The organism is Pontivivens marinum (genome assembly GCF_900231835.1).
GTDB classification, from domain to species: Bacteria; Pseudomonadota; Alphaproteobacteria; order Rhodobacterales; family Rhodobacteraceae; genus Pontivivens; species Pontivivens marinum.
In genome coordinates, this window is sequence record NZ_OCTN01000003.1 from 72,476 (window position 1) to 99,021 (window position 26,546).

The following is a 26,546-nucleotide window of genomic DNA, read 5'->3' on the forward strand; positions in this document are numbered from 1 at the left end:
TGTCCGAGGCAGAACAGGTAAGAAATGACCGCATTAGACCAGTATCAACGGTTAGAGGCCGTGGCGCTGTGGCGACCCACGCCCGAGGCGGACCCGCGCGAAGTCATAGTCAGCTTTGGCAACGCGACACTGACCCTGATGAATATGGATGAACAGCCATGGGCGCATTGGTCGCTGGCCGCGTTGCAGGAAATCGGCAGTGATGCTGGCGGGTTGGTCCTGACCCCTGATCCTGATCAGGCGGAAACGCTGACCCTCGACGATCCCGATATGATTGAGGCTATTCGCGCGATCAGCACAGATACCGGCCAACAACCCGACGCCGTGCGCCGCATCCGGTTGCTGATGCCAATGCTGCTGACCATCGCCGTGCTGATCGGTATCGGCCTGATGGCGCGCCACCCGATCACGGCCTATCTCAGCCATCGAATCGACGATGTCACATGGGAACGGGCCGGAATTGCGCTGACCACGGAACTGATGCTGTCTGATAATGCACGCCTATGCCGCATCAGCAGTCCGGGCGCGTTGCGCACAACGCGAGGCCACCCCCTGCTGGCACAGATCAGCGCCCGCCTGACCACTGGCGGCACAACCATCCGCCCCACAATTGCCCGGTTCGAGGGCGCACCGGCCCTGTTCCTGCCGGGCAGTTTGGTGCTGATAAATGCGGATGTGATCGACCACGCAAATCAACCGGAACAAATCGCGGGCCTGCTGGCGCTGGCGCAGGCACGTCATAACCTGCACCTGAACCGCGATGTCACTACGCAAGCATTGGGGCTGGTCGGAACCATGCGCCTCGCCTTTTCCGGCGCTATTCCGCAGGCCTATTACGATGATATCCTGACGGCGCTGAAACACTCCGCCCAGCATGATGGCCAAGCGGACAGCGCCGCCCTACGCCTGCTGACCACGGCGCAATTGCCCAGCCTGCCGGTCAGTCTGCTGCTCAACGAATATGGCGTGCCGCGACTGCGGATCGAGGCTTTGCAGGCCGGTGACAGCATCGGTCCCGCGATCTACACCCCCGCACTGGACGATGCGGATTGGCTGCGGCTACAGGCGACGTGCCCCTAAACCGGCACCACCGCCCCGCCCTGCAATCGCAGGGTACGATCCATCCGTCCTGCCAGCTCTAGGTTATGCGTCGCGATCACCGCGGACAGACCCGTTTCACGGACCAGGTTCATCAGCACCGCAAAAACCTGCTCGGATGTTTCTGGGTCCAGATTGCCCGTCGGCTCATCCGCTAATAGCAGGCTGGGCCGGTTGGCCAATGCACGGCAAAAGGCAACGCGCTGCTGTTCCCCGCCAGACATCTCCGAGGGGCGATGCGTCATCCGATCCGCCAACCCGACCGAGGTTAACAGCTCCACCGCCCGCGCCCGTGCTGCCGAGGCGCTGATACCCGCCGCACGTTGGGGCAGCTCGATATTCTCGCTTGCCGAAAATTCGGGCAGCAGGTGGTGGAATTGATAAACGAACCCGATGCTGGACCGGCGCAGGCGTGTGCGCGCCCGATCCCCCAGCCGCGTTGCATCCTGTCCGCCAATCGTGACCCTGCCGTGATCCGTGGAATCCAGTAGGCCCGCGATATGCAGCAACGTGGATTTGCCCGAACCGGATGGCGCGACCAGCCCGACAATCTCACCCCGTGCGACGGTCAGGTCCAGTTCGCGCAGCACGGCAATCTCACCGGCGGTGCCCTCGTTATAGGTCTTGGAAATACCTGTCAGGTTCAGAGCCGGATCACTCATAACGCAATGCCTCAACAGGGTTCATCCGCGCGGCACGACGCGCAGGGAAATAGGTGACGACAAAGGACAGGCCCAGCGACATCCCCGCCGCACGCAGCACATCCACCATGCGCAATTCCGCCGGCAGCTGGCTGATAAACCGGACCGAGGGGTCCCAGACCCCGCCGCCCAATGCCCAGTTCACAAAACCGAAAATCGGATCGATATAGATCGCGAACAGACATCCCAGCACAACGCCAACCGCCGTTCCGATCAGCCCGATCCCCGATCCGCAGATGAAGAACACGCGCAGGATCGACCCTTGGCTCAACCCCATGGTGCGCAGAATACCAACATCGCGTCCCTTGTTTTTCACCAGCATAATCAGGCCCGAGGTGATGTTCAGCGTCGCGATCAGCACCAGAATGGACAGGATGACAAACATGATGTTGTCCTCCATTTCCAGCGCCCGCAAAAACCCGCCCGAGGATTGTTGCCAAGTCCACGAATAGGTATCGCCGCCCGATGCCTCTAAAATCGCAGGGACCAAGGTGTTGACCCCCTCGGCATCCTCGACCAGCACTTCCAGCTCATCCACCACGCCATCGCGGTTAAAGAAGCTCTGCGCTTCGGCCAGCGGCATATAGACCCGCACCTTGTCGATATCAAAACGACCGACCTGAAACACGTGCACAACCTCATAGGTGGAGGTCCGCGGCGTTGTCCCCATCAGGCCCTGCACTCCATTGGGCGAAATCAACTGCACACGATCCCCGACCACAACGCCCAGCTGATTGGCAACGCCGGTGCCGATGGCAATCCCCTCATCCAGCCGGTCAAGGTTGCCCATGCTGATCTCAGGCTCCGCCAATAGGGGCAGCGTTTTAACGTCCTGCGTGATCTGGCCCAACACCTCAACACCGGCATTGCGGCCATTGGCGCTGGCCAGAACCTGACCGCGCACGGTAGGGGCCACGCGGGTTACACCGGCAACCTGCCGCACAGCCTCGGCGCGGGCATCGTAATCGGACAGGGTGCGGATGACCTGCCCGTGTTCCGTCTGATAGGGGCTTTGGAAAACCTGCACATGGGCATTTGCGCCCAGAATTGTCGCCACAAATTCACTGCGGAAACCGGAACGGACGGACAACGTAGCGATCAGCGCGAAAACGGCCAGTGCAATGCCGATCAGGCTGATCCACGTCATAACGCTGACCCCGCCCTCGCGTCTGCGCGCACGCAGATATCGCCAAGCGATCAACCATTCGAATGAAGAAAACGGTGCGGCACTGCCTGCCATGATATCCTCCGGCCTTGATGCCCGTGCGGAAACTGTGCGTGCCCGTGTGGCGCCTGTGTCAAAGAGGTAGCACAGACCGGCGCGCTGTCACCCGCCGGTCTGCAATTAGTATTCTAGAGCCCGGCGAAGATTTCAGCCAGCTTGCCCACTGCCGCATCGGGGGCCATCGTTTCAGCCTCACCACTGCGACGCGAGGTGACCTCAACCACGCCTTCCTTCAGGCCGCGCGGCCCGACGGTGATGCGCCATGGCGACCCGATCAGATCGGCGGTGGCGAATTTGGTGCCTGCCCGCTCGGACCGGTCATCATACAACACCTCGATCCCTGCCTTGCCCAAGGCAGCGTACAGCTCCTCACACACGCGGTCAGTGTCGGTATCGCCCTGCTTCAGGTTCACGACGGACACACCGAATGGCGCAACGCTCTCGGGCCAGATGATGCCGTTCTCGTCGTGGTTCGCCTCGATCAACGCGCCGACAAGGCGGCTGACACCGATGCCGTGGCTGCCCATATGCACGGGCACATTCTTGCCATCCGTACCCTGAACATTTGCGCCCATCGCCTCGGAATACTTGGTGCCGAAATAGAAGATCTGGCCTACCTCGATACCGCGCGCGGTCTTGCGACGCTCCTCGGGCACCTCGGCAAAGATCGCCTCATCGTGGGTTTCATCGGTGCGCGCATAGGGGGTGGTGAACTCCTCCATCAACGCCTGACACTGGGCCACATCGTCGAAATCCACATCCCGCTCACCCAAGGTCAGATCGGTAACGGCACTGTCATAGAAAACCTCGCTCTCACCCGTATCGGCAAGAACCAGGAACTCATGGGTGTAATCGCCACCAATCGGGCCACCATCCGCACGCATCGGAATCGCCTTCAGGCCCATCCGCTCGTAAGTCCGCAGATAGCTGACCATGTGTCGGTTATAGGCGTGCAGCGCGTCTTCCTTGGTCAGGTCGAAGTTGTAACCGTCCTTCATCAGGAATTCACGACCACGCATCACGCCAAAGCGGGGGCGGACCTCGTCACGGAATTTCCACTGGATGTGGTACAGCGTCAGCGGCAATTGCTTGTACGAGCTGACATCACGACGGAAGATATCGGTGATCTGCTCCTCGTTCGTGGGGCCGTACAACATATCGCGGCCATGACGGTCGCTGATACGCAGCATTTCCTTGCCGTAATCATCGTAACGGCCGGATTCTTTCCACAGATCAGCAGACTGGATCGTTGGCATCAGCATGGGGTGATGACCCGCGCGCTGCTGCTCCTCATGCACGATCTGTTCCAGACGGCGCAGGACCTTCAGGCCCATGGGCAACCACGAGTAGATACCCGCACTGGACTGGCGGATCAGACCCGCCCGCAACATTAAACGATGGCTCGCAATCTGCGCCTCAGCAGGCGTTTCTTTCAGAACGGGCATGAAATATCGGGACAGACGCATCCGTAATTCTCCGGCAATTCGGTTTCTGCACCCGTCTAGTGCAGCACGCAACGCGGAGCAATGCCCGCCGGATTGAGCACCTGCCCTCCAAAACGATGATTGCCCGCATTTCAGGCAGTGCTGTGCATTGCATCATCATTTTTTTACCAAGACAGAAAGTTTCATAGTGACGTGGAGGAAAAGTCGGTTTATTGTTTCCTTAAGCACCGCATAGACGGCCCAAGTCTGGGGAGACTTAAGAAACGGATCGGCAATAGCCGGTCCGTTTTGCGTTTAAACATCAAAGTAGTTTTTAGCGGCCTAATCGACCTGAATTCGGTGATTCAGGCCTAGATTCGATGCCAACTTGGCCAAACGCTTCTCAACGACTTCACCACGCAATGCGGCCATTGCCCCGTCCAGAATCAGGACTATCTCGCCCTCGGACAGAATCAACCGTGACTGCTGCAACGCATCGACAGAGGCTCCTGTTAGCATCGAGCCCAGCCGCAGGGTTCGCCCCACCGTTTCGGCCAAACGTTGCTGATCGGCGGATAGTAGCCCGACCAAATCCTCATTCGGGCGGGCACGGCGCCCACTTTTATAGCGATTTGCCAACATCAGGCCCAGGAAGATCCGCCCGCGATGGGTGATTCCGCCCAAATTGGCCCGCGTGACAGATTCGAAACTGGCCGTCGGGCGAAAATCGGGATGGGTGCGCCAGTTCACATCGTGCAGCAAACAGGCCGCATGAATCAGGCGCAGGGTCCACTCATCCTCTAGCGCGAATAGCGGCTGCACCCATTGATACAGCGCCTCACCGAATCCGGGGAATCGGGCGGCGGCAATCTCCATATGGCGGCACGCCTCGGTCAGGGGGTCCAACTGCCGCGCCTCGGGCGACATCTGTTCGTACAGCACCCCCTCACGCAGGCCGTAGGAGGACACGGCGATCCGATCCGGCGCAAACACCTTGATCACTTGGCGCAACACCTGTGCGGCCAATGGAACCAGCGCTAGGCGTGCTTCGGATGTTGTGACCAGCTCACGGAAGGTGGCGGTGTCTTGATCAACCGCCCATTCCACCGTTTCCAGCAGTTCATCGGGCGCAACCTCATAGGCATGCAGCACATTCAGCGGATAATTCGTGCGCGCCATATGCAGATTCGCAATCGCCCGCCACGATCCGCCGACCAGAAACATTTCCTCAACCTGACCGGGCAGCTTCTTACGCAAATCAGCCAAGGTGTTTGCAATCACCCCATCCCGCTTTTTGGCCGAAATATCCGCCAGCGATAGCGGCGCCAGTTTCGAGGTCACACAAGTACCGATCCGACCACCATGCACACGGGCCAGCTCCATCGACGCGCCGCCAATATCCACCGTCAAACCCACAGCATCGGGCCACCCGACCAGCACCCCCTGCGCGGCTAGACGTGCCTCCTCGATCCCCTCAACAACGCGCAATTCCAGACCGGTTTCGCGGGCAACCTCGGCCACGAAATCGGGGCCGTCCTCTGCCTCACGCACGGCGGCGGTGGCTACGCCGGTCAGGCTGGACAGGTTCATCCGTTCGGCCAGCGATACGAATCGACGCAAGGTGGACAGCGCCGAACGCCGCCCCTCGGGGTTCAACTTTCCCGTCGCGGCAACGCCTGCACCCAGCCCGCACAAAACCTTTTCGTTGAAAAAGTAAGCCGGCGATCGTGCAGCGCCGTCAAAGACGACCAACCGCACAGAGTTTGATCCCACATCGACCACGCCGACCCGCGACAGGTCCAGCCCCTCGAATTGCTTGACCCGCTTGCCCATGGCGCTCTCCTAAATCAGCCCGCCCCTAGGATAGCGCGGCTGCGGGGCGTGGCCATGGAAAAATGCCCCTGCCGTATTTGTGCCAATCGTCACCGCGCCGTAAGGGCCTACTGCCCGCCGGACAGGCGCAATTTGGTCAGCAACGGTGCGTCATCCGACCCACCACGACCACGGCCGCTTAGCGACGGGTTGCGCATAAAGAAGTCGTGGCAGCTAAACGCCTTACCCCCGTCAATCGCACCGGGCCGCGAGAAATCGCCATTGGCATCCAGAACCCAGCTATTCGCCTCATCTGCCAGATTCGCTGCCATCACCTGATGGATAATCTGCGCATGCACGGTGGGGTTCTTGATCTCGACCAAGGTTTCGACACGCCGGTTCAGGTTGCGGCCCATCAAATCAGCCGAGGAAATATAGACCCGCGCCTGATCCGAGGGCAGCCCGTGCCCGTTACCGAAACATGCAATCCGGCTATGCTCCAGAAAACGCCCAACGACCGATTTCACGCGGATATTTTCGGACAATCCGGTGATGCCCGGACGGATCCCGCAAATGCCACGGATCACCATATCAATGCGCACGCCCGCCTGACTGGCGCGGTACATTGCATCAATGACCTCCGGCTCGATCAGCGAGTTACACTTGAACCACGCCGCCGCAGGACGACCCGCCTTGGCATGTTCAATCTCCACGTCGAGGCTGTCGATAATGTGGCTTTTCAGGCTGTGCGGCGACACATGCAGGTTCTCCAGCATCTCAGGCTTGGCATAGCCGGAAACGTAGTTGAACACCCGTGTTGCATCACGGCCCAGCGCCTTGTCACAGGTCATCAGGCTCAGGTCAGTATAGAAATTCGCGGTAATCGGATGGTAATTGCCGGTCCCGAAATGCGAGTAAGTCACCAGATCCTTGCCCTCACGCCGGACAACTGTGGACATCTTGGCGTGGGTTTTCCAATCGATGAAACCATATACAACCTGCGCGCCGGCACGCTCCAACTGACGTGACAAACGAATATTCGCCGCCTCGTCAAATCGGGCCTTCAGCTCAACCAAGGCGGTGACGCTCTTACCATCCTCGGCCGCCTCACACAGGGCCGCGACGATGGGCGAGTTTTTCGAGGTCCGGTACAGCGTCTGCTTGATCGCCACCACGTCGGGATCATGGGCAGCCTGCTGAACAAAGCGGACAACGGTGTCGAAACTCTCATAGGGATGGTGCAGCAACATATCCTTCTGCTTGATCGCAGCAAAGATATCGCCCTCGAAATCCTGTACCCGCTCCGGCGTGCGGGGCTTGTACTTTTTCCACAACATGTCCGGATGGTCGTCGATCACCAGCTCGCTCAGATCCGAGATACCGATTATGCCGTCCAGCTCGATCACCTCATCCGCATTGGCGTGCAGCTCCTCGATAATCATCGCACGCAAATCCGTCGGCGCATTCATCGAGATTTTCAGTCGGATCACCTCACCACGACGGCGACGTTTCAGGGCGCTCTCGAATTCACGCACCAGATCCTCGGCCTCTTCCTCAACCTCCAGATCGCTGTCGCGCAGCACGCGGAACGTACACAGACCCGCCGTTTCATAGCCGGGGAACAGGCGCGTCAGGAACAGCTCCAGCAGGCCCTCCAATGGCAGGAACCGGATCGTACCGGGGCGGCCGCCCTCCAGCCGGATAAAGCGGTTCACCTGATTGGGAACCGGCAGCAATGCCTCCAGCGGCGCACCATCCGAAACGCGACGCAATTGCAGCGCCATGGCGAAACCGGCATTGGGGATAAAGGGGAATGGATGCGCCGGATCAATGGCCAGTGGCGTCAGCACGGGGAACACCTGGTCCATAAAGACCTGCTCCAACCGCTCCACATCCACCTTGCTCAGGTCATTTATACCGACAACCTCGATATTCGCGTCCCGCATCAGGTCCTTTAGCGTGGCCCAGCATTCCTGCTGACGCAGCATCAGCGCGCGCGCATCCGCGTCGATCCGCTCCAACTGCTCCGCCGGTGTCATGCCATCAGCCGAGGGCTTGGTCACACCGGCCCGCTTCAGCCCGCGCAATCCCGCAACGCGCACCGTAAAAAACTCGTCCAGATTCGAGCCGGAGATCGACAGGAACCGCACCCGCTCCAAGAGCGGCGCATCGGGGTTTTCCGCCGACTCCAACACGCGCCAGTTAAAGGACAGCCATGACAGCTCACGGTTGAAAAACCGCTGCGGCCCGCTGGCATCAAAATCAGAAAGCTCGACGGAGGGGCCGGGCACGGAGTTGAGAAAATCTGGATCGGTCATGATGTGCTATATGCTCATGAGGTGTGACAGGTAAATGACGTTGCCCCAACCATGCTGCGACAGTGTCCACCGTGCAAGGTGGCAGTCCCGCGCATCCACAAGCCGCCTTAATTTCATACGCCCCTACGGAACTTAGCCCCCTGCCAACTTGTCGCGCCCCCTCGTGCATCGTACATGTTAGGCAACGATCCATTCAAACGAGGGACAATATGTTCAAGGGACTGGGCCAAATCGGCGACATGGCAAAGGTCATGAAGCAAGCACAGGAAATGCAGGGCAAGATGGAGGAGGCGCAGGAGCGTCTGAACACCATCGAGGTTGAGGGACAGGCAGGCGGCGGTCTGGTCACAGCCCGCGCCACGGCCAAGGGTGAGCTGACAGGCATCACCATTTCCGACGATCTGTTCAAGCCCGAGGAGCGTGAAGTGGTCGAGGACCTGATCCTCGCCGCGATCAAGGACGCACAGTCGCGCGCCTCGGATGCCTCGCAGGCCGAAATGGCCAAGGTGACTGAGGGCCTGCAACTGCCACCCGGCATGAAACTGCCCTTCTGATCCCCCTCCGCCACGGCGGTAACGGCCCATTTTGAAATCGAGGAAACGTCTCATGCATCAACCCGCAATCACGGGAACCGGCGTGTTCACACCGTCGCAGATCATCACGAATGACGAACTCGTCGTGGCCTTTAACGCCTATGCGGACCTGTATAACGCAGAAAACGCCGCCGCGATCGACGCTGGAGAGGTCGCGGCGAAAACCCACTCCAACGCGGATTTCATCTTTGCCGCGTCGGGGATCGAGCAACGCTATGTGCTGGATAAGGAGGGGGTGCTGGACCCCACCCGCATGTATCCCCGTTTCCGTGAGCGTTCCGATGATGAACCATCCCTGATGGCCGAAATCGCGGTTGAGGCGGCAACCACGGCCCTGAAACAGGCAGGCCGCAGCCCCCGCGATGTGGACGCCGTGATTTGCGCCGCGTCGAATATGGAACGCGCCTATCCAGCAATGGCGGTCGAGATTCAGCAGCTTCTGGGGATCGAGGGCTTTGCCTTTGACATGAACGTCGCGTGCTCCTCGGCCACGTTCGGCCTGCAACAGGCGGCGGATATGATCCGCTCCGGCTCCGCACGTTCGGTGCTGATGGTGAACCCCGAGATTACGTCGGGCCATCTGGAATGGCGCGACCGTGATTGCCACTTCATCTTCGGTGATGTGTGTACGGCGGTTCTGGTGGAACGGTCCGACGATGCACGCGGCGTGCGGTTCGACATCGTGGACACCCGCCTGCTGACGCAATTCTCGAATAATATCCGCAATAATAACGGCTTCCTACGCCGCACCCGCCCCCACGGGGTCGAGGATCGCCGGGATATGCAATTCATGCAGGAGGGCCGAAAGGTCTTCAAACAGGTGGTCCCCACCGTTGCAAAATTGATGAGCGAACACCTCGCCGATAATGACATCGCCCCCGATGATCTGAAACGGATGTGGCTGCATCAGGCCAATAAATCCATGAACGACCTGATCGGTAAAAAGGTGATGGGCCGCGAACCCACCCGCGATGAACAACCGAATATCCTGCAAGATTATGCGAATACCTCCTCAGCGGGTTCGATCATCGCATTCTCCAAATATTCCGATGATTTCAAACCGGGTGATCTGGGCGTGATCTGTTCATTTGGGGCGGGCTATTCTGTCGGCTCCGTCATTGTGCGCCGCGCGGGATAATGGGCGCGGGGCGGCTTGCCCAATGACCTGCGACCTGCCACATCTATGCCATGCCTGACGCACCTTTAGATGACCTCATCGGCCTATTGGCCCGCCTGCCCGGCCTCGGCCCACGCTCCGCTAGGCGCGCGGCGCTGGCGCTTGTACGAAAACGGCGGGTGCTGCTGGAACCACTGGCCGCCGCGATGGCTGATGTGGCGGAACATGCCCGCGAATGCCTGATTTGCGGCAATATCGGCACGTCCGAGCGATGCGATATCTGCACCGATCCAAAGCGCGATCCGACAACCCTATGCGTCGTCGAATCCGTGGCTGACCTATGGGCGATGGAGCGGGCGCAGGTGTTCCGCGGTCGCTATCACGTTATGGGCGGCACGCTCAGCGCGCTGGACGGGATCGGCCCCGAGGACCTGAACCTGCCGCGCATGGCGCAGCGCATCGCGGATGATTCGGTGACCGAGGTGATTCTGGCCCTCGGCGCGACCGTCGATGGGCAAACCACGGCGCATTACATCGCCGATATGCTTGAGGATCGCGGCATCCCCGTCACCTCCCTCGCGCAGGGCGTACCTGTGGGGGGTGAGCTGGATTACCTCGACGATGGCACAATCACGGCTGCGCTTAGCGCGCGCCGTCAGATGCGATAATCCAAGGGAATTGGGTGAGAGGCTGGACGACGACCCAAGCGGGGCTCGTTGTGGCTGCTGCCTTCCGGCTCTGACCAGGTTGGCGAGGCGCCTGCCCGCGCCAACCTCTCACCCCGACAGATAGTCCGCCTGCTCGCGGAACGCAAGCCGATGCTGCGTTAACATTTTCACCCCGCCAGACAGCGTGCCAGCCGCATAGCAGCCTGATAGCAGCCACAGCGCAGCCCGTGTCTTTCGCGGTTAACCTTCGCAATTGCAGCAATTTGCTTGACGATACGCTCGCACATAAATATCGATACAGGCAAATATTTAGCAACTTTATGTCGCATCGGAAAAATCATGTCCTTCAAGGTACAGCCCCAAGCCCCCGCCGTTCCCAATCGTTGTCAGCTCTTCGGCCCCGGCTCGCGCCCTGCAATCTTTGAGAAGATGGCAGCCTCTGCCGCTGATGTGATCAACCTCGATCTGGAGGATTCGGTCAGCCCGTCGGACAAGGATAACGCCCGCAAAAACGTCATCGACGCGATCAACGATATCGACTGGGGCACCAAAACCCTCAGCGTGCGGATCAACGGGTTGGACACGCCATATTGGTATCGCGATGTGATTGATGTCCTTGAAAACGCTGGAGAACGCATTGACCGCTTTATGATTCCAAAGGTCGGTTGCGCAGGCGATATCTACGCTGTAGATGCCTTGGTCAGCGCAGTTGAGGCCGCAAAGGGCCGCACCAAAAAGGTCGGCTTCGAGGTGATTATCGAAACCGCCGCGGGCCTCGCCCATGTTGAGGAAATCGCCGCCGCCTCGCCCCGCATGCAGGCGATGAGCCTCGGCGCCGCCGATTACGCCGCCAGCATGGGCATGCAAACCACGGGAATCGGTGGAACGCAGGAAAATTACTACATGCGCACCCCGGATGGCGCGACGCACTGGTCCGATCCATGGCACGCCCCCACCGTCGCCATCGTCGCCGCCTGCCGCACCCACGGCCTGCTGCCAGTAGACGGCCCGTTCGGAGATTTCTCGGATGATCAAGGGTTTACCGCACAAGCACGCCGCTCTGCCACGCTGGGAATGGTCGGCAAATGGGCGATCCACCCCAAACAGGTTGCCCTGTCCAACGAGGTTTTCACCCCGTCCGAGGCACAAATAACCGAGGCCCGCGAAATCCTTGCCGCCATGGCTGAGGCAGAGGCATCCGGCCAAGGTGCCGCCGTTTATAAGGGACGCTTAGTCGATTTGGCCTCGATTCGGCAGGCCGAGGTGATCGTTAAGCAATCCGAAATGATTACAGGGTAAGGATGTAGGACCCGTATATGCGGGCCGTCACATTTCTAACTTATACAGGGAATTGCAATTCAGCCCCACAGCCGCCTATATCTTCAGTAGAAACGCACGAGGGGCGACATGCAAAATTATCTCGACTTCGAAAAGGGTCTAGCTGAAATTGAGGGCAAGGCGGAGGAGCTACGCGCCCTCGCCCGCCAGGACCCCGAGATGGACGTTGAGGAAGAAGCCGCCGCGCTGGATAAAAAGGCGCAGGCACTTCTTTCCGATCTTTACCGTGACCTGACACCGTGGCGCAAAGCACAGGTTGCGCGCCATCCCAGCAGGCCACATTGCAAGGATTACATCGAGGCACTGTTCACGGAATACACTCCGCTGGCCGGTGATCGTAACTTTGCTGACGATCCCGCCGTCATGGGCGGCTTGGCACGGCTCAATGATCGTCCGGTTGTTGTGATCGGTCAGGAAAAGGGCAACGATACGGCCAGCCGCATCGCCCGGAACTTTGGCATGATGCGGCCTGAGGGATATCGAAAAGTGGTTCGCCTGATGGATCTGGCGGATCGATTTAACCTGCCCGTCATCACCTTGGTCGATACGCAGGGCGCATATCCGGGTAAGGGCGCTGAGGAACGCGGCCAGTCCGAGGCAATCGCCCGCTCGACTGAAAAGTGCCTATCCATTCGCGTACCCCTGATCTCCGTCATCATTGGTGAGGGGATGTCCGGCGGCGCAATCGCGCTGACCACGGGCAACAAGGTCGCGATGTTGGAGCACGCAATCTACACCGTGATCTCGCCCGAGGGTTGCGCGTCGATCCTGTGGAAAAACGCCGAGAAAATGCGTGAGGCAGCCGAGGCGCTGCGCCTAACTGCGCAGAACCTGCGCCAGTTGCGTGTTATCGACCGCATCATTGATGAACCCATCGGCGGCGCACAGCGCAATCCCGATGCCGCCATCGCGGCTGTTGGGCGCACATTGACGGCGTTGCTCGCCGAATTTGATGGCAAGGATCGCGACGAGATCCGGTCGGATCGCCGCAAGAAATTCCTAGAGATGGGCGCTGTCGCCCTGTGATTTAGGGGGCCGTCGCAGGGCGGCCTCTTTATTATGCTCCTGAATCAATCAGTAATGCGGTCGAGGCAGGCTCAATCTCCCCCTCCAATCGAGCTAGAAATTCCTCCGTTCCCAACCCCTGCGGAATCACGGGTAAAAACTCGATAACGGCCACACCCGGCCGACGCAGGATCGAATTGCGCCCCCAGAATACACCAGCATTGGTGGCGGCAGGAACGCAAGGCAGCCCGAAATTCTTGTACAGCGCCGCGGCACCACGTTTGTAGCGCGCAACTGCACCAGGAACCACGCGAGTGCCCTGCGGATAGATCACGATCTGACCGGGGTCGTCACGCTCCTCAGCCACGTTATCCAACAGCTCCCCCATTGCGCCCTTGGCTGTACGGTTGACCGGCGCGCAGCCGATTTGCATCGCATAGAACCCGACGATGGGCGTCCATTTGACGGAGCTTTTCATCACGAATTTCGGGCGCGGCAGGGTGCCCATCAGCATGATAATATCCAGAAAGCTCTGATGCTTGGCCGCGACGATGCATTCGCCCTGTGGGATTTCACCACGGACCTCAACCTTTACGCCGACGATCCATTTCAACAGCCAGAACACGATGTAGCAGTAGCGGCTCATAAACCAATAGGCCGTATCGCGTGACAGAACGGCCGGAATAGCGCCGATAATGCCCATCACCAGCATGACAACATACATTGCAATCGAGAAGATCAGAGAGCGGATCAGCAGCATGAATATACCTCGGTCAGCGGTCTTCCAGATGGCGTAGCGCACGATACGCGGCCATACGGGTTGCGATAAATGCGGTTATGGCAGCGATTAGCGGAACTGTCAGCAACAACGCCCATTGCTGCCCCTGCGGGCCCAAGCGGGTAACGAATGCGGCCTCGGTCGCGACATCGGGCATGAACAATAAACCCAGCGCGGCCAACACCGTACCGACCATTGCCCCGCCAAGCGCGCGCAACGTGAACCGCCGGACAAAGGCACGGGCGATATAGGCATCCCGCGCCCCGATCAGGCGCAGAGTGCGGATAATCGGCTCATTCGCGGCCAGCGCGGCCTGTGCCGCCAGCGTAATCATGCCCGCCGTGGCCAGACCGATCAGGGCCAAGGCCCCCAACCCAAACAGCCGCAACCGCTCCGCCGCAGCAACCATCGGGCGCCGCCAACGGGTGTGATCGTCATAGACGGCATCGGGTGCCTCACCCTGTAAACGCAGGCGCAGGCCGTCGCCATCAGGTCCGGCCTCGGTTTCCTCCATCACGATCACGCGCGGCACGGGCAAAACGTCCAGCGTCAGTTCGGTGCCCAACCACGGGGCCAGCAATTCGCGCTGCTCCTCCTGATCCAACAGACGCGCAGATTCGATTCCGGGAGTAGTGCGCACCGCCGCCAGTGCTGCATTTGCCTGCGCATCCATATCGCCTGCGGGCGCAAGAATGGTGACGGTTGAGGAGCGTGCCAGCTCCGATGACCACCGATCCGCCAACCGATCCGTAGCAAAACACGCCGCCAGAGCCGCCACCGCCAGCGCCGCCATAGCCAGAGAGACCAACGCAACCAGCCATGCGGTAAAGCCGGAGGGCGGTACGATCCCCTCGGAATGCGATCCGGTTAGCAAGCTTGCGACCTTCACAAATCCGCTCCCGCCATCTGTAACCGCCCCTTGGCCAAGCGTAGGACGCGCGCGTTCACATCCGCCTTTGCCGTGCGGATCAGGTTCATGTCATGGGTGGCAATCACCACCGCCTTGCCCAATTTATTCAATTCAACCAATAGCCTCAACACACGCTCCGCCATCGCCCAGTCCAGATTGCCCGTAGGCTCATCCGCGAACACGATGTCAGGGGATACAATAACGGCGCGGGCCAATGCGGCGCGTTGTCGTTCACCACCGGATAGCTCAGGCGGCAGGGCATAGGCCCGCGTGCTCAATCCAACCCAATCCAGCAGATCGTCAATGTCACGCTCCACATCCGGCCCCGTTCGTCCGGCGACGCGCAGGGGCAGCATGACGTTTTCGCGCAATGACAGATGGTCGAGGAAAACACAGTTCTGGTGCATCACGCCGATACGCCGCCGCATATCGGCCACGTCGTCGCGATCTAGGTTGACGACTTCACGCTCGAACATGGTCATGCGGCCATCCGTTGGACGCAGGGCGAGGTAGCACATCTTGAGAAATGTGGTTTTTCCGGCCCCAGACGGACCGGTTAGAAAGTGGAATGATCCAGGCGCAATGTCTAACGTTACATCAGACAGAATGCGATCCTGACCGTAGCTAAACCCGGCGGACTCAAAACCGATCACGTCATTCCCCTTTGTCGAACTGGCAGACCATTGCAGATGCACGTCGCGGGAACAATAGTTCGGCCCTAGGCACCGTGTGAATTGCGGGTTAGGGTCTGCTACCACGGTTCATCCTGAGGGGGGTAACCGGCTGTGAATTGCTTTTCTAGGGGGACGTTGTGCGTCTGATATGTCCGAACTGTGCAACACAATACGAAGTCGCGGACTCTGATGTTCCCGCTGCGGGCCGCGTCGTTCAATGTGGTATCTGCGAAACCGAATGGACAGCCATGCGTCCGGTCGCGGAACCAGAGGACACCGCACCTATCGTTCTGCCACCGGTGCAGGCCGCCGCGCCATCCGCGCCGCCAGCCTATATTGCGCCACCGGCCGATATTGCCAGCGCGATTTCCGACGCATTAGGCGAACAGATTGTGCCGGAGGAGGAAGTCTATGCCTCTGATGATCGCCTCAGCATGGATGTTGATGAGGAAGAGGAGCAGCCCGACGCGGCGGCCAATGCCTCGGATTTCGACGCAGAGGCATTGCGCGCATTGCTATCGCGGCAGGTCGGCACATCCGCGCCGATTGACGAACCTGTTGAGGCTGAGCCTGCTGTCGATGAACCGGATGCCGATGATCTGATCGCAGATATCGTCGAGGCAGCCACCGCACCTGACCCCACTCGAATGCCTGAGGCTGAGGCTGAGGCTGAGGCTGAGGCTGAGGCTGAGGCTGAGGCTGAGGCTGAGGCTGAGGCTGAGGCTGAGGCTGAGGAAACTCCCGCCGAACTCGCGCCGGAGCAAGAGGTTCAGCCCGAAGAAATCCCCGACACGCCAGAACCCGAGGTTGAGCCGGAAGCTGATTTCAGCATCCCGCCCGTACCCCAGGATGACGCCGCCCGCGCCAACGCAGATGCCGCGTTTGAGGCGATGCGTGCCCGCCGCGCCGAACGCCGCGCCCAGCGTGAGGCAGCCGCCGCCGAAAAAGCAGCGCGACAGGCGCCAGCAGAAACCGTTATATCCCCGCCGGTTGAGGTTGTGGAGGAAGCACCCGCCTCGATTGATGACGCGGATTCCGTGCTGAACGACCTGCGTCGCATTCTGGATGAGCCGGAAACGCCGGCGCCTGCTGCCTTTGTTGAGCCGGAGCCGGAAACACTCGAACCTGTACCAGCCGCCCCCGTGCGCGCACGGCCACAGCGCCCGACACGTCCGTCGGCAGATGCTGCGCCGGAGGCACCGGAAGTGGTTGAGCCGATCGCCGCAACTCCGCGTCCGGAACGCCCCGGCCGTCCGACAACGGCTCCGGCACAGGCACCTGCGACGCTAGACGTTCCGCAGGAAACAGATCCCCTGCCCGAGGCAGAGATTGAGGCCGAAGCCCCTGCTGAGACTGCCCCAAAACGTGGTCGCGCCGGATTGGGCTTTATCACTGCGCTGCTGCTGGCATTGATCGCTGCGGCTGTCTATGTGCTGGCCCCCAACCTTGCATCCGCATTGCCCCAGGCGGCCCCCGCACTAGACGGGTATACCGCATGGATCGACGGGCTGCGGACAGCGATTTCCGCGATTGTAAGCGGCGCTTAAAACCGGTCGAGGAGCCGACGCAGATAGTCGCGCTCCTCGGCTGTTCTGGCCCGATCACCGGAACGGCGGCGGATTTCATCCAGTAAATCACGCGCTGTCCCGATTGAGCCCCCCTCGGGGACAATCTCCGTACCCTCAACAGATGAGCCGTTTTCGGTTGGGCGCCCGAACGGGTCTAGGTTTGCGGAACTTTGATCCGAACCGGACGCGCTTTCACCCTCGGCATCGCTAGAGTTTTCACCCGTTTCTGCCGAGTCCAGCTCTCGGATCGCCTCACGCAGGGCATCCATGGCCTGTGCCTGACTGTCCAATGCCTGTCGGCCATCGCCACGTTCCAGCGCATCACGGGCGTCGCCCATATTGCGCTCCGCCTCGTCCAGACGCTCCTGCGCCTCGGCGTTGCCGTCACCCTGTTCACCGCCATCCAGCAGATCGCGCAGGGCCTCCTGCGTATCGGCGAGGCCCTCTAGCCCCTCCTCACCCTGAGAGGAGCCACCCTGACGGAACTGGCGTTGCAGTTCCTCAAACGCGCGATCGGCCAGTTCCTGCTGTTGGCGCAGCGTATCCTGCACGCCCTCCTGCGGGGTTCCGCCTTCACCACCACCCGGCTGTGGGGTACCGCCCTCGCCCTGCCCCTCACCGTTCAGGGTCATCTGCATGTTTTCCATCATTTCGGCCAGTTGATCCAGCAGGCGCTGCGCTTCCTCACGCTGACCGTTTTCTGACAGTTCCTGAATGCGATCCATCAGGTCCTGAAGGTCCTGCTGGCTCATGCTCATCCCCTCATCCCCCTGATCCTGCGCGCGCTGCTGGGCGTCTGGATCATCGGCGAGGGCATCGGCAAGCTGGCGCATATAATCGCGGGTTGCCTCACGCAGGTCCTGCATCAGCTCCGCTATTTCGGCGTCACTAGCACCGTCCTGCAAGGCTTGGCTAAGACGTTGCTGTGCGCGGCGCAATTCGGCGGCGGCATCGGCCAGTTCGCCATCCTCGATCATCAGGGCAATGGCCCATAGTTGCTCGGCCAATTCATCAATCTGATCCAATGTCGGGGTGCCATCGCGGGCGGCATTGATAGCGGCGATACTGTCGCGCAGCGCATCGGTCACGCCCTCAGGCACCACCAGATCATCGGGTTGATAGGACACGGCGCGCAGCAACTGTTCGACCCGACGGATGTTTTCCTGCGGCGCCCAGAGCAGATCGCGGCGCTGTTCCACAATCGAGCGGGCCAGCGGATCATAGAAAGCACGTTGCGGCAGGGTCAGGTTGCGCACCTCGCTACGCGCAACTTGCCCTGCGCCATCGGTCGCCTCCAACACCATGCTGACCGGCAGACCGGCAAAGGCATGGGGCGAAAAATCACGGCTGAGAACATCGGTCACGCTGGCCCCGCCACGTGCAGGCAGGGGCAGATCAACCGCCAGATCGGGCCGGTCCAGCGGTGTGGCGGTCAAGCCGTGACGGCGCTGCACCGCATCAACATCGCGTGCAATCACAACGCGGGCCGCGGCAACGTCGAAATCATCCTCAATGGTAAAGGGAATTTCTGTTATGCCCGCACGGCCCCGCGTCACTTCGCCGTTAAAGGCAATGCTGGGGGCCTGATCGCCGGTAACGCTGAAGGTCCATGAGGCCAGCTCGACCCCGCCCCGTTGCAGGCTGATTTGCCCGTCGCGTTGCAGGGACAGGCGCGCATCGTTCAGGCCGGGGGCGACGGGTCGTAATTCGCCTGTATCGCCAACGCTTTGCTGCAATGTGAAATCATCGCCATAGGCGCGCAGCGCGATTTCCGTGCCGCGGGGCAATTCGATAGGGGCGTCCTGCAATGGGCGTTCGGTCAGATAGAGTGTGCCTAATCCGGTATAGGCGGGGGGCGTTGCCCATGCCTCGAATGTCGGGCCAGCCGCCTGTGCGCTGCCCGTGGTGCGGGTCAGATCGGCCAACCCGCTGCCCTGTGCGAAAATCAGCGCCGTGACAGCCGCAATCGCCGCCATCAGGCGCAGCGCATACCGGTCATGGCGGGAAACTTGCAGGTTCGGCGCAGGAACAGCGACATCACGGGCCGCCTGTTCTGCACGCGCCCGATGCGCCTGCCAAACAGCCATCTGCGCGGCATCTGTTGGCATTGCAGGCGTATCGCTGAGGGTGGTCAGGACATTGCGGGCGGTCGCACGATCCAGTCGGGCAATTGCATCGCCGCGATGTGGCCAATGAAATGCGCGCAGGCCCAGCACCGTCAATCCGGCAAGCAGAACCAGCACCACAGCGCCCAGCGGCCATAGGCCGATCCGTTCCGACAGCCATGTCAGCCCACCGAATCGCAATGCGGCAAACAGGATCAAGGCCAGCGTGCTGAGCGGCCAAAAGGCACGTGCCCCCCGCTCTGCCGCGATAACCAGTCGTGTGCGCAACAAACGCCCGCGAAAGGCGTGCAATGGATCAGGTTTCTGGCTCATGAACGCTCCCCTTATCGTGAAGGTAGCGCCCCGCCCCCACGTCGCCAAGGGCGGAGCGTATCACACGCGGGGAAGTGATCCCGTTACCGCCGCTTATTCGTCGGCCAGCCAGTCGGGCACGGTGTCACGCGCCAGCATTTCCTCGTAGGTTGGCCGTGCGCGAACCACATCGAAACGATCACCGTTAACCAGAACCTCGGGGATCATGGGGCGTGAGTTATATTCCGAGGACATCACTGCACCGTAGGCACCGGCGGAGCGGAAGGCGATCAGGTCGCCCTCGGCCATATCCGGCAGGTCGCGCCCCTTGGCAAAGGTATCGCCGCTCTCACAAATCGGGCCAACCACGTCAAAGCGGCGCGGCTCCAACCCCGGTGTTGCCTCAACCACCGGAACGATATCGTGCCAAGCATCATACATTGCAGGCCGGATCAGGTCGTTCATTGCCGCATCGACGATCAGGAAGGTACGGTCCGCGCCCTCTTTGGTATAGATCACTTCGCTGACCAACAGGCCCGCATTGCCCGCGATCAGGCGACCGGGTTCAATCTCAATCTCGCAGCCCAGATCACCAACGGTGCGGCGCACCACCTCGCCGTAATCAAAGGGCAGCGGCGGGGCGTCATTGGCGCGGACATAGGGAATGCCCAGACCGCCGCCCAGATCCAACCGCTTGATAGTATGGCCATCGGCACGCAATTCGCGGGTCAGGTCGGCGACCTTTTGAAACGCGGCCTCATAGGGGGCCAGATCGGTCAGTTGCGAGCCGATATGCACGTCGATGCCCACAACCTCGATCCCCGGCAGGGCGGCCGCGCGGGCATAGGTTTCACGCGCATCGGCGATGGGGATGCCGAACTTGTTCTCGGACTTACCCGTCGCGATTTTCGCATGGGTTTTCGCATCAACATCGGGGTTCACGCGCACGGTGATCGGCGCAACCTTGCCCAGCGATGTGGCAACGACGGACAAACGCTCCAGCTCGGGCAGGCTTTCCACGTTGAACTGGCGGATACCGTGGGTCAACGCGTAGGTCATTTCCTCAACGGTTTTGCCAACGCCGGAAAACACGATCTTGTCCCCCGATACACCGGCGGCCCGGGCGCGACGATATTCACCGATGCTAACCACATCCATGCCGGCACCCAGCCGCGCCATGATGCGCAGAACAGCCAGGTTTGAATTTGCCTTCATCGCATAGCAGATCAGGTGCGGCATTCCGGCGAGGGCTTCCTCGAACACCTTGAAGTGCCGCTCGAACGTCGCGGTGGAATAGACATAGAACGGGGTGCCGACGGTGCGCGCAATCTCGGCTACCGCGACATCCTCGGCATGCAATGTTCCGTCACGATAGAGAAAGTGGTCCATATTCAGTCCTGTCCGCGCGAGCGTAAAAAGAGGTAGAGGGGCAATCCGCAGGATAACCCGATGCAAAATATCGCCGGAATAGCAATCAGGGAAGACCAGTCGCGCCGCACTCGCACCTCTGCCACGATCCAGATCGTCAGCGCGACCGCGGCAATGGTCAGATCATAGACCAGACCGGTGCCGGCATCGTTCACATTCCACGCCTGAACCATCGCCGCCAGCGACCATTCGTTCTGCCCCAACCATGGCAGCAGATAGGCCATCGGCACGATTGCCCCGATAATGGTCAGCAGCAAATAGGTGATGCGCAGTGACGACATGCGATATCCCTCGCTATCCGTTTGGCCGCCGGACTATCCATGCGTGATCCCCAATGCAAGCAAGACAGCCGATATAAGGCCCCAACATTGGTCAACAAATGATCCACTAAAAGTGCAGAACTGTAAAATGAAGCTAGAGCTTGCAATCGCTACGATCGCATTCACAGCATTGATGCTGCAAACCTATCTGAACCTTGCTGCTGTGCCGGATCTGATCGAATGCGTTTGGAGGATGCTGACCTTCTTCTCCATTCTCGCAAACTTGGGCATCGCCCTGGTCATGTCGCGCGCGGTTTCGCAAAATGAGCTGCCGTCGCCGCGAACATCCGGCGCGATTACTGTCTGGGCGATTGTGGTGGGGACGTTCGGGCACAGTTTCATGCATGAAGTCATGCCAAGCACGACGCTCGAAATAACAGTAGATCACACACTGCACACTATCGTGCCGGTATCGACGATTTTGTGGTGGGTGCTGCGCGCGCCAAAGGACGGGCTAACACTGTTTCATGTCGCGCTTTGGGCGGTATATCCAGGCGCTTACCTGATCTACGCAATGACACGTGGAGCGGCGGAAGGCTTCTACCCCTACCCCTTTATCGATCCAGATATCAGCTCCACCCAGACCATTATATTGTGGCTGGGGGCGCTGATAATTCTATGCGTAACACTTGGCCTGACGCTGGTTGCCGCGTCGCGCAGCGTGTTTTTTCAGCGGGTTTGAGCCTGCGAGGGCGACACGAGGTCGCCCTTTCGGCCACAAGCAGCCGGTGCCAGCAGGATTGCTGCGATGATCAGAACGCGGATCATGCCAGCGCCTCCTTCCAGCGGGCGATCTGTTCGCTGACGCGGATCGGCGATGTGCCACCGTAGGAAATGCGCGACATCACCGATGCCTCAACCGTCAGCACGCTAAACACACCCTCGGTGATCGACGGGTTCACCGATTGCATATCGGCAAGACTGAGGTCAGACAGATCGCATCCACGATCCTCGGCCATTTTGACCAGCGCACCCGTTGCGTGATGCGCATCGCGGAATGGCAGGTTCGCCTCGCGCACCAGCCAGTCGGCAAGGTCCGTCGCGGTGGAGAAGCCCGACGCCGCAGCCGCTCGCAGAACCTCGGGGTTGGGGCGCAGGTCGGCGACCATTCCTGTCATCGCGGCAAGGCTGAGCAGCATGGAATCAGCGGCGTCAAACACCTGTTCCTTGTCCTCCTGCATATCCTTGGAATAGGCCAGCGGCAGGCCCTTCATCACGGTCAGCAGGGCGACGGTTGCGCCGACGATGCGCCCGACCTTGGCCCGCAACAGCTCCGCTGCATCGGGGTTTTTCTTTTGCGGCATGATCGACGAACCGGTCGAGAACCGATCCGACAGAATCACAAAGCGGAATTGCGCGGAGGACCAGATCACCAGTTCCTCGGCAAAGCGGCTAAGGTGCATCGCGCAGATGGAGGAGGTCGTCAGGAATTCCAACGCGAAATCACGATCCGAAACCGCGTCGAGCGAGTTTGCAGATGGCCGGTCAAAGCCCAGCGTTTCCGCCGTCAGATGCCGATCAATCGCAAAACCCGTTCCGGCCAGTGCAGCGGCGCCCAGCGGGCTTTCGTTCATGCGGGCACGGGCGTCACGCACGCGACTGCGATCACGGGCAAACATCTCAACATAGGCCAGCATGTGATGGCCCCATGTTACCGGCTGCGCGGTTTGCAGGTGGGTAAAGCCGGGCATGACCATATCGGGGCCTGCCTCGGCCTGTGCCACGAACACCTTCATCAGGGCGGTCAGGCCCGCATCCATTGCGTCGAACTGATCGCGGGTCCACAGTTTGAAATCTGTCGCGACCTGATCATTCCGGCTGCGCGCGGTGTGCAAACGGCCAGCGGGTTCACCCACCAGTTCCTTGAGCCGCGCCTCCACATTCATGTGGATATCCTCAAGCGCGGTCGAGAACGCAAAGTTTCCGCCCTCGATTTCTGACAAGACCGTGAGCAGCCCTTCACGGATAACCTCCGCATCGCTATCCGTAAGGATACCAGTGGCGGCCAACATGGCGGCGTGGGCGCGTGAGCCCTCAACGTCCTGTTTGGCAAGACGCTGATCATAACCGATGGAGGCATTGATCGCCTCCATCAACGCATCGGGGCCGTCGGCGAAGCGGCCGCCCCACATAGCATTCGACGATTTGGCTTCTGTGTTCTGATCGGACATTCGGGGCCTCGAAACGGGGAGTTTGGCGACATGCGCGGATGGATTACGGGACGCAGCGGCAGAATGCTCGCAGCACTTGGCATGTTCTACGCAGGCTTTGCGGGCATGGCAAACGACGTGCACGCGCAGGACGCAACACAGTTAGAGGCAATGCGCCGCGACGACATGCGAAAACTGAATGTGCATGCCGAACCGCAGACCCTGCCGAGTGAGACATTTACCGACCCTAACGGCAACGCCCACACGCTGGCCGATTATGCCGGAAAGATCGTTTTGGTGAATTTCTGGGCCACATGGTGCGCACCCTGCCGCGAGGAAATGCCCGATCTGGACGCCCTGAACGCCGATCTGGGTGGCGATGATTTCGAGGTACTGACGATCGCAAGCGGGCGCAACAGCCTCAGCGGCATTCGCGCCTTCTTTGCGGATGAGGATATCACATCCCTGCCGATCATGCTGGACCCGCAGGGACAACTCTCGCGCCGCGCCGGTGTTCTGGGCCTGCCAGTCACCGTACTGATGGACCGCGAGGGCCGTGAGATCGGGCGCCTGCAAGGGGGCGCACATTGGAACGGCGAGGCCGCGCGCGAATTGATCACCGCCGCGATCGAGGGGTCATCCTAACAACGACGTCTGCCACAAATTGACTCGCACGGGATGCCGTCACTATCGCCGTCCCGTGCGCGATCACCGCAAACTGTTAAGTGAAAACACGCCTCGTCACAGGATCGCATCTGACCACATGTCTTACGTGGTGAGCATGAATAGGTTTGCGCCAATTGAATTGGACGCAAATCCTGCATTCGTTCATCAATGGAACGATCCTGCGCAATTACAGGGCGGTGATAATCAAAAACGCACAAATAACTATAATCATTAATAATAGTTAATACTTGAATTGATTTCCGTCAACTAAGTGGATCATGCCGATGACAACTGCGCATATGATCATTCACCATGCCTGAGGCCTGCATGAAAGCATAGACGGTGGTCGGGCCACAGAATTTAAAACCTGCTTTCTTGAGATCCTTGGACAATTGGCGACTCAGTGGGGTTTCGCCGGGAACTTCGGACATTGAGGCAAATCCGTTCTGAATTGGTGTGCCATCAACGTAGTTCCAGATAAATTTCGCGAATCCCTCACGCTCCTCAATATCGATCCATGCGCGGGCATTGCCGATGGTCGCCTCGATCTTGCCCCGATGGCGCACGATGCCTGCATCGCCCAGCAATCTGGTCACGTCCTGCTGATCATAGCGCGCCACACGGTAGGGGTCGAAACCATCAAAGGCTTGGCGGAATGTCTCACGCTTTCGCAGGATGGTGATCCAGCTCAGACCCGCCTGAAACCCCTCCAGCATCAGCTTTTCCCACAGCTCGCGGCCATCATGGACGGGAACACCCCATTCGGTGTCGTGGTAGTCAACATATAGCGGCTCGGTTCCGCACCATGTGCAACGCTGAGTCATCGCTCTCCCCTTAATGATTCATTTAGAACGTTGAAAGAACATATAGGCGAACACCAAAAGGAGCGAGAAGATGTACCTGCATGCTGCCGATTCTCGGCCCTCTATCAGCCATAACGGCCTGATTCTGGACGCTTTGGCCGCAGGTGGGACGGAGCTTGCCTTTCAACCCATCCTGCATTCAGGCCCGAATCCGCGTGTCGGTTTTTTTGAGGGGCTTGCACGACTGCGATTGCAGCAGGGGCAATTGCTACTGCCCGGCGCCTTTATTCCCGTGTTGGAGGGGGCAGGCCGCGAAACCCAGTTGGACCGATACGTGCTGCGCAATGCGTTGAGCACATTGGCCGATCACCCGCGCATGCGCCTGTCGGTAAATGTAGGGCTAACCACGTTGAGCGACCCCGCATGGCTGAACCTGCTACAGCGTGAGGTTGCAGACCGCCCCCACCTCACCGACCGTCTGATTGTTGAGCTGACGGAACGCGCGGTGGACGATCCCGATCTGACGATCCCGTTCACCCGCACCGTGCGCGCCATGGGCGTTTCCGTTGTGCTGGATGATTTCGGCGCGGGGCATACCGCGTTCCGCCAATTCAGGGATCTGGCGCTGGATGGCGTTAAAATCGACGGATTTTTCAGTCGCAACATAGAGAATGATCGCGACAATCAATGCCTCGTCACCGCGTTGGTCGGCATTGCGCGGCATTTCGAGATGTTCACAGTGGCAGAATTCGTTGAAACCCCCGAACAGGCGCAATGTTTGAGCGACCTTGGCGTGGACTTTTTGCAAGGGCACCTATTTGCCCCTGCCCGACCGAAACCCGATTGGATCATCGCACCGGTTTCAACATCCACTCGCAGTACTGGCTAGCTCAGGATTTACGCACCAGTTCGGATAACTGATCCTGCATCTGGGCGAGCTGGCTTTTCAGCTGATCCAGCTCCACATCCTTCGCCTTTTCGGCCACAGGCTCCGCTGCGGGGGCGGGAGCAACTGCGGTGGCAAAGGGGGTGAACATGCGCATCGTGTTCTCGAACCACTCCATATTCGAGCGGGTCATTGATTCAAAATTCGCAATTGCGGGATTGGCCTCGAACGCGACTCGAACCTGATCGCGCATGCTTTCCTGATTGCGAGAGAATGTATCCATCGATGCATCCAGATAGCCGGGCACGAATCCCTGCAAGGTATCGCCATAGAGTCGAATCAATTGCCGCAGGAAGTTGGTTGGCAGCATGTTCTGCCCCTTCGCCTCCTCCTCGAAAATGATCTGGGTCAGGACCGAACGGGTGATATCGTCGCCAGATTTTGCATCATTCACAACGAAATCATCACCATCACGTACCATTTGGGCCAGATGCTCCAATGTCACATAACTGGATTTTGCAGTATTATAGAGCCGCCGGTTGGCGTATTTCTTGATGATGATCGGCTGATCCGGATCTACATTCTTGCTAGCCATGTCGTCACTCCCCTGCGGTCTTTTATGCCGCGTCATAAAAACCATAGTGCGG

General features: G+C 59.9%; 26 protein-coding genes, 1 other RNA gene and 1 pseudogene. 11 read left to right on the forward strand and 17 right to left on the reverse strand.

What is annotated here, in order from left to right:
* Window positions 1-24: 24 nt before the first annotated feature.
* Window positions 25-1,080 (forward strand): hypothetical protein, encoded by a 1,056-nt coding sequence (locus CR254_RS09370; protein ID WP_097929605.1) that lies wholly within the window; start codon window positions 25-27, stop codon window positions 1,078-1,080.
* Here the strand turns inward: CR254_RS09370 and CR254_RS09375 are convergent.
* The 5 genes from CR254_RS09375 to CR254_RS09395 all read right to left on the reverse strand — a co-directional run bounded on the left by CR254_RS09375 (window position 1,077) and on the right by CR254_RS09395 (window position 8,578).
* Window positions 1,077-1,760: an ABC transporter ATP-binding protein gene (locus CR254_RS09375; protein WP_097929606.1), complete on the reverse strand. Its 684-nt coding sequence runs from the start codon at window positions 1,758-1,760 to the stop codon at window positions 1,077-1,079. The genes CR254_RS09370 and CR254_RS09375 overlap by 4 nt on opposite strands.
* A complete protein-coding gene (locus CR254_RS09380; protein ID WP_097929607.1) occupies window positions 1,753-3,039 on the reverse strand; it encodes a lipoprotein-releasing ABC transporter permease subunit in 1,287 nt (428 codons plus the stop codon). Before CR254_RS09380 ends, CR254_RS09375 begins: the two co-directional genes overlap by 8 nt.
* Window positions 3,040-3,152: 113 nt before the next feature.
* Window positions 3,153-4,490 (reverse strand): proline--tRNA ligase, encoded by a 1,338-nt coding sequence (proS, locus tag CR254_RS09385; RefSeq protein ID WP_097929608.1) that lies wholly within the window; start codon window positions 4,488-4,490, stop codon window positions 3,153-3,155.
* 300 nt (window positions 4,491-4,790) lie between these two features.
* The gene (locus CR254_RS09390) at window positions 4,791-6,281 is read right to left on the reverse strand and encodes a Ppx/GppA family phosphatase (protein ID WP_097929609.1); all 1,491 of its coding nucleotides are present in this window, start codon (window positions 6,279-6,281) and stop codon (window positions 4,791-4,793) included.
* Window positions 6,282-6,388: 107 nt separating this feature from the next.
* Complete coding sequence (locus CR254_RS09395) at window positions 6,389-8,578, reverse strand: RNA degradosome polyphosphate kinase (RefSeq protein WP_097929610.1); 2,190 nt, start codon at window positions 8,576-8,578, stop codon at window positions 6,389-6,391.
* Window positions 8,579-8,787: 209 nt separating this feature from the next.
* Here CR254_RS09395 and CR254_RS09400 point away from each other — a divergent pair, with 209 nt between their 5' ends.
* From CR254_RS09400 to recR, 3 genes are read left to right on the forward strand one after another with little or no spacing between them, the layout of a single operon-like run.
* Window positions 8,788-9,132, forward strand: a complete 345-nt coding sequence (locus CR254_RS09400) for a YbaB/EbfC family nucleoid-associated protein (protein ID WP_097929611.1) — start codon at window positions 8,788-8,790, stop codon at window positions 9,130-9,132.
* A gap of 52 nt (window positions 9,133-9,184) precedes the next feature.
* Complete coding sequence (locus CR254_RS09405; protein ID WP_097929612.1) at window positions 9,185-10,309, forward strand: beta-ketoacyl-ACP synthase III; 1,125 nt, start codon at window positions 9,185-9,187, stop codon at window positions 10,307-10,309.
* A 50-nt stretch (window positions 10,310-10,359) separates the two neighbouring features.
* A complete protein-coding gene (gene recR, locus CR254_RS09410; protein WP_180955956.1) occupies window positions 10,360-10,956 on the forward strand; it encodes a recombination mediator RecR in 597 nt (198 codons plus the stop codon).
* Window positions 10,957-10,968: 12 nt separating this feature from the next.
* Here recR and ffs read toward each other — a convergent pair.
* Window positions 10,969-11,067: signal recognition particle sRNA small type (ffs, locus tag CR254_RS09415), an RNA gene on the reverse strand.
* A 228-nt stretch (window positions 11,068-11,295) separates the two neighbouring features.
* On the opposite strand from ffs, the gene CR254_RS09420 reads away from it, so the two are divergent.
* Together CR254_RS09420 and CR254_RS09425 are read left to right on the forward strand one after the other, a co-directional pair.
* Window positions 11,296-12,255, forward strand: a complete 960-nt coding sequence (locus tag CR254_RS09420) for an HpcH/HpaI aldolase/citrate lyase family protein (RefSeq protein ID WP_097929614.1) — start codon at window positions 11,296-11,298, stop codon at window positions 12,253-12,255.
* 108 nt (window positions 12,256-12,363) lie between these two features.
* Window positions 12,364-13,320 (forward strand): acetyl-CoA carboxylase carboxyltransferase subunit alpha, encoded by a 957-nt coding sequence (locus CR254_RS09425; RefSeq protein ID WP_097929615.1) that lies wholly within the window; start codon window positions 12,364-12,366, stop codon window positions 13,318-13,320.
* 31 nt (window positions 13,321-13,351) lie between these two features.
* On the opposite strand, the gene CR254_RS09430 is transcribed toward CR254_RS09425, so the two are convergent.
* The 3 genes from CR254_RS09430 to CR254_RS09440 are packed head-to-tail and all read right to left on the reverse strand — an operon-like array spanning window position 13,352 to window position 15,640.
* On the reverse strand, window positions 13,352-14,059 hold the full coding sequence (locus tag CR254_RS09430; RefSeq protein ID WP_097929616.1) for a lysophospholipid acyltransferase family protein: 708 nt from the start codon (window positions 14,057-14,059) through the stop codon (window positions 13,352-13,354).
* Window positions 14,060-14,072: 13 nt separating this feature from the next.
* Window positions 14,073-14,966: a cell division protein FtsX gene (locus tag CR254_RS09435; RefSeq protein WP_097929617.1), complete on the reverse strand. Its 894-nt coding sequence runs from the start codon at window positions 14,964-14,966 to the stop codon at window positions 14,073-14,075.
* Window positions 14,963-15,640 carry a cell division ATP-binding protein FtsE gene (locus tag CR254_RS09440; protein WP_097929618.1) on the reverse strand — a complete coding sequence of 226 codons (678 nt, stop codon included), beginning with the start codon at window positions 15,638-15,640 and terminating at the stop codon, window positions 14,963-14,965. The genes CR254_RS09435 and CR254_RS09440 overlap by 4 nt, the downstream gene beginning before the upstream one ends.
* Before the next feature lie 158 nt (window positions 15,641-15,798).
* Here CR254_RS09440 and CR254_RS18310 point away from each other — a divergent pair.
* Window positions 15,799-15,897 (forward strand): annotated as a pseudogene (locus CR254_RS18310) (MJ0042-type zinc finger domain-containing protein); the annotation flags it as partial.
* A gap of 12 nt (window positions 15,898-15,909) precedes the next feature.
* Window positions 15,910-17,208 carry a hypothetical protein gene (locus tag CR254_RS09445; protein WP_245851565.1) on the forward strand — a complete coding sequence of 433 codons (1,299 nt, stop codon included), beginning with the start codon at window positions 15,910-15,912 and terminating at the stop codon, window positions 17,206-17,208.
* On the opposite strand, the gene CR254_RS09450 is transcribed toward CR254_RS09445, so the two are convergent.
* The 3 genes from CR254_RS09450 to CR254_RS09460 all read right to left on the reverse strand — a co-directional run bounded on the left by CR254_RS09450 (window position 17,205) and on the right by CR254_RS09460 (window position 21,355).
* Window positions 17,205-19,667, reverse strand: coding sequence for a DUF4175 domain-containing protein (locus CR254_RS09450; protein WP_097929620.1), 2,463 nt, complete (start codon window positions 19,665-19,667; stop codon window positions 17,205-17,207). The genes CR254_RS09445 and CR254_RS09450 overlap by 4 nt on opposite strands.
* A gap of 93 nt (window positions 19,668-19,760) precedes the next feature.
* Window positions 19,761-21,035: a diaminopimelate decarboxylase gene (gene lysA / locus CR254_RS09455; protein ID WP_097929621.1), complete on the reverse strand. Its 1,275-nt coding sequence runs from the start codon at window positions 21,033-21,035 to the stop codon at window positions 19,761-19,763.
* A gap of 2 nt (window positions 21,036-21,037) precedes the next feature.
* Window positions 21,038-21,355, reverse strand: coding sequence for a DUF2834 domain-containing protein (locus CR254_RS09460; protein ID WP_097929622.1), 318 nt, complete (start codon window positions 21,353-21,355; stop codon window positions 21,038-21,040).
* A gap of 43 nt (window positions 21,356-21,398) precedes the next feature.
* Between CR254_RS09460 and CR254_RS09465 the strand changes: the two genes are divergently transcribed.
* On the forward strand, window positions 21,399-22,076 hold the full coding sequence (locus CR254_RS09465) for a Pr6Pr family membrane protein (protein WP_145996733.1): 678 nt from the start codon (window positions 21,399-21,401) through the stop codon (window positions 22,074-22,076).
* Here CR254_RS09465 and CR254_RS18140 read toward each other — a convergent pair.
* Together CR254_RS18140 and argH are read right to left on the reverse strand one after the other, a co-directional pair.
* A complete protein-coding gene (locus tag CR254_RS18140; protein ID WP_219617999.1) occupies window positions 22,064-22,162 on the reverse strand; it encodes a lipoprotein in 99 nt (32 codons plus the stop codon). The two genes, CR254_RS09465 and CR254_RS18140, sit on opposite strands and share 13 nt — an antisense overlap.
* Window positions 22,159-23,565, reverse strand: a complete 1,407-nt coding sequence (gene argH / locus CR254_RS09470) for an argininosuccinate lyase (RefSeq protein ID WP_097929624.1) — start codon at window positions 23,563-23,565, stop codon at window positions 22,159-22,161. The genes CR254_RS18140 and argH overlap by 4 nt, the downstream gene beginning before the upstream one ends.
* 63 nt (window positions 23,566-23,628) lie before the next feature.
* On the opposite strand from argH, the gene CR254_RS09475 reads away from it, so the two are divergent.
* The gene (locus tag CR254_RS09475; RefSeq protein WP_245851543.1) at window positions 23,629-24,189 is read left to right on the forward strand and encodes a TlpA disulfide reductase family protein; all 561 of its coding nucleotides are present in this window, start codon (window positions 23,629-23,631) and stop codon (window positions 24,187-24,189) included.
* Here CR254_RS09475 and CR254_RS18350 read toward each other — a convergent pair.
* Together CR254_RS18350 and CR254_RS09485 are read right to left on the reverse strand one after the other, a co-directional pair.
* Window positions 24,186-24,368 carry an excalibur calcium-binding domain-containing protein gene (locus tag CR254_RS18350; protein ID WP_145996734.1) on the reverse strand — a complete coding sequence of 61 codons (183 nt, stop codon included), beginning with the start codon at window positions 24,366-24,368 and terminating at the stop codon, window positions 24,186-24,188. The two genes, CR254_RS09475 and CR254_RS18350, sit on opposite strands and share 4 nt — an antisense overlap.
* Before the next feature lie 105 nt (window positions 24,369-24,473).
* A complete protein-coding gene (locus CR254_RS09485; protein ID WP_097929626.1) occupies window positions 24,474-25,034 on the reverse strand; it encodes a DNA-3-methyladenine glycosylase I in 561 nt (186 codons plus the stop codon).
* A 70-nt stretch (window positions 25,035-25,104) separates the two neighbouring features.
* Here CR254_RS09485 and CR254_RS09490 point away from each other — a divergent pair, with 70 nt between their 5' ends.
* The gene (locus tag CR254_RS09490) at window positions 25,105-25,902 is read left to right on the forward strand and encodes an EAL domain-containing protein (RefSeq protein ID WP_097929627.1); all 798 of its coding nucleotides are present in this window, start codon (window positions 25,105-25,107) and stop codon (window positions 25,900-25,902) included.
* A gap of 1 nt (window position 25,903) precedes the next feature.
* Here CR254_RS09490 and phaR read toward each other — a convergent pair whose 3' ends face one another.
* On the reverse strand, window positions 25,904-26,494 hold the full coding sequence (phaR, locus tag CR254_RS09495) for a polyhydroxyalkanoate synthesis repressor PhaR (RefSeq protein ID WP_097929845.1): 591 nt from the start codon (window positions 26,492-26,494) through the stop codon (window positions 25,904-25,906).
* Window positions 26,495-26,546: the final 52 nt, after the last annotated feature.

Excerpts from the sequence above, each read along its gene's own strand:
- CR254_RS09370 (WP_097929605.1), top strand. The coding sequence starts at position 25 with ATGACCGCATTAGACCAGTATCAACGGTTAGAGGCCGTGGCGCTGTGG.
- CR254_RS09375 (WP_097929606.1), bottom strand. The coding sequence starts at position 1,760 with ATGAGTGATCCGGCTCTGAACCTGACAGGTATTTCCAAGACCTATAAC.
- CR254_RS09380 (WP_097929607.1), bottom strand. The coding sequence starts at position 3,039 with ATGGCAGGCAGTGCCGCACCGTTTTCTTCATTCGAATGGTTGATCGCT.
- proS (WP_097929608.1), bottom strand. The coding sequence starts at position 4,490 with ATGCGTCTGTCCCGATATTTCATGCCCGTTCTGAAAGAAACGCCTGCT.
- CR254_RS09390 (WP_097929609.1), bottom strand. The coding sequence starts at position 6,281 with ATGGGCAAGCGGGTCAAGCAATTCGAGGGGCTGGACCTGTCGCGGGTC.
- CR254_RS09395 (WP_097929610.1), bottom strand. The coding sequence starts at position 8,578 with ATGACCGATCCAGATTTTCTCAACTCCGTGCCCGGCCCCTCCGTCGAG.
- CR254_RS09400 (WP_097929611.1), top strand. The coding sequence starts at position 8,788 with ATGTTCAAGGGACTGGGCCAAATCGGCGACATGGCAAAGGTCATGAAG.
- CR254_RS09405 (WP_097929612.1), top strand. The coding sequence starts at position 9,185 with ATGCATCAACCCGCAATCACGGGAACCGGCGTGTTCACACCGTCGCAG.
- recR (WP_180955956.1), top strand. The coding sequence starts at position 10,360 with ATGCCTGACGCACCTTTAGATGACCTCATCGGCCTATTGGCCCGCCTG.
- CR254_RS09420 (WP_097929614.1), top strand. The coding sequence starts at position 11,296 with ATGTCCTTCAAGGTACAGCCCCAAGCCCCCGCCGTTCCCAATCGTTGT.
- CR254_RS09425 (WP_097929615.1), top strand. The coding sequence starts at position 12,364 with ATGCAAAATTATCTCGACTTCGAAAAGGGTCTAGCTGAAATTGAGGGC.
- CR254_RS09430 (WP_097929616.1), bottom strand. The coding sequence starts at position 14,059 with ATGCTGCTGATCCGCTCTCTGATCTTCTCGATTGCAATGTATGTTGTC.
- CR254_RS09445 (WP_245851565.1), top strand. The coding sequence starts at position 15,910 with ATGCGTCCGGTCGCGGAACCAGAGGACACCGCACCTATCGTTCTGCCA.
- CR254_RS09450 (WP_097929620.1), bottom strand. The coding sequence starts at position 19,667 with ATGAGCCAGAAACCTGATCCATTGCACGCCTTTCGCGGGCGTTTGTTG.
- lysA (WP_097929621.1), bottom strand. The coding sequence starts at position 21,035 with ATGGACCACTTTCTCTATCGTGACGGAACATTGCATGCCGAGGATGTC.
- CR254_RS09460 (WP_097929622.1), bottom strand. The coding sequence starts at position 21,355 with ATGTCGTCACTGCGCATCACCTATTTGCTGCTGACCATTATCGGGGCA.
- CR254_RS18140 (WP_219617999.1), bottom strand. The coding sequence starts at position 22,162 with ATGATCCGCGTTCTGATCATCGCAGCAATCCTGCTGGCACCGGCTGCT.
- argH (WP_097929624.1), bottom strand. The coding sequence starts at position 23,565 with ATGTCCGATCAGAACACAGAAGCCAAATCGTCGAATGCTATGTGGGGC.
- CR254_RS09475 (WP_245851543.1), top strand. The coding sequence starts at position 23,629 with ATGCTCGCAGCACTTGGCATGTTCTACGCAGGCTTTGCGGGCATGGCA.
- CR254_RS18350 (WP_145996734.1), bottom strand. The coding sequence starts at position 24,368 with ATGCAGGATTTGCGTCCAATTCAATTGGCGCAAACCTATTCATGCTCA.
- CR254_RS09485 (WP_097929626.1), bottom strand. The coding sequence starts at position 25,034 with ATGACTCAGCGTTGCACATGGTGCGGAACCGAGCCGCTATATGTTGAC.
- CR254_RS09490 (WP_097929627.1), top strand. The coding sequence starts at position 25,105 with ATGTACCTGCATGCTGCCGATTCTCGGCCCTCTATCAGCCATAACGGC.
- phaR (WP_097929845.1), bottom strand. The coding sequence starts at position 26,494 with ATGGCTAGCAAGAATGTAGATCCGGATCAGCCGATCATCATCAAGAAA.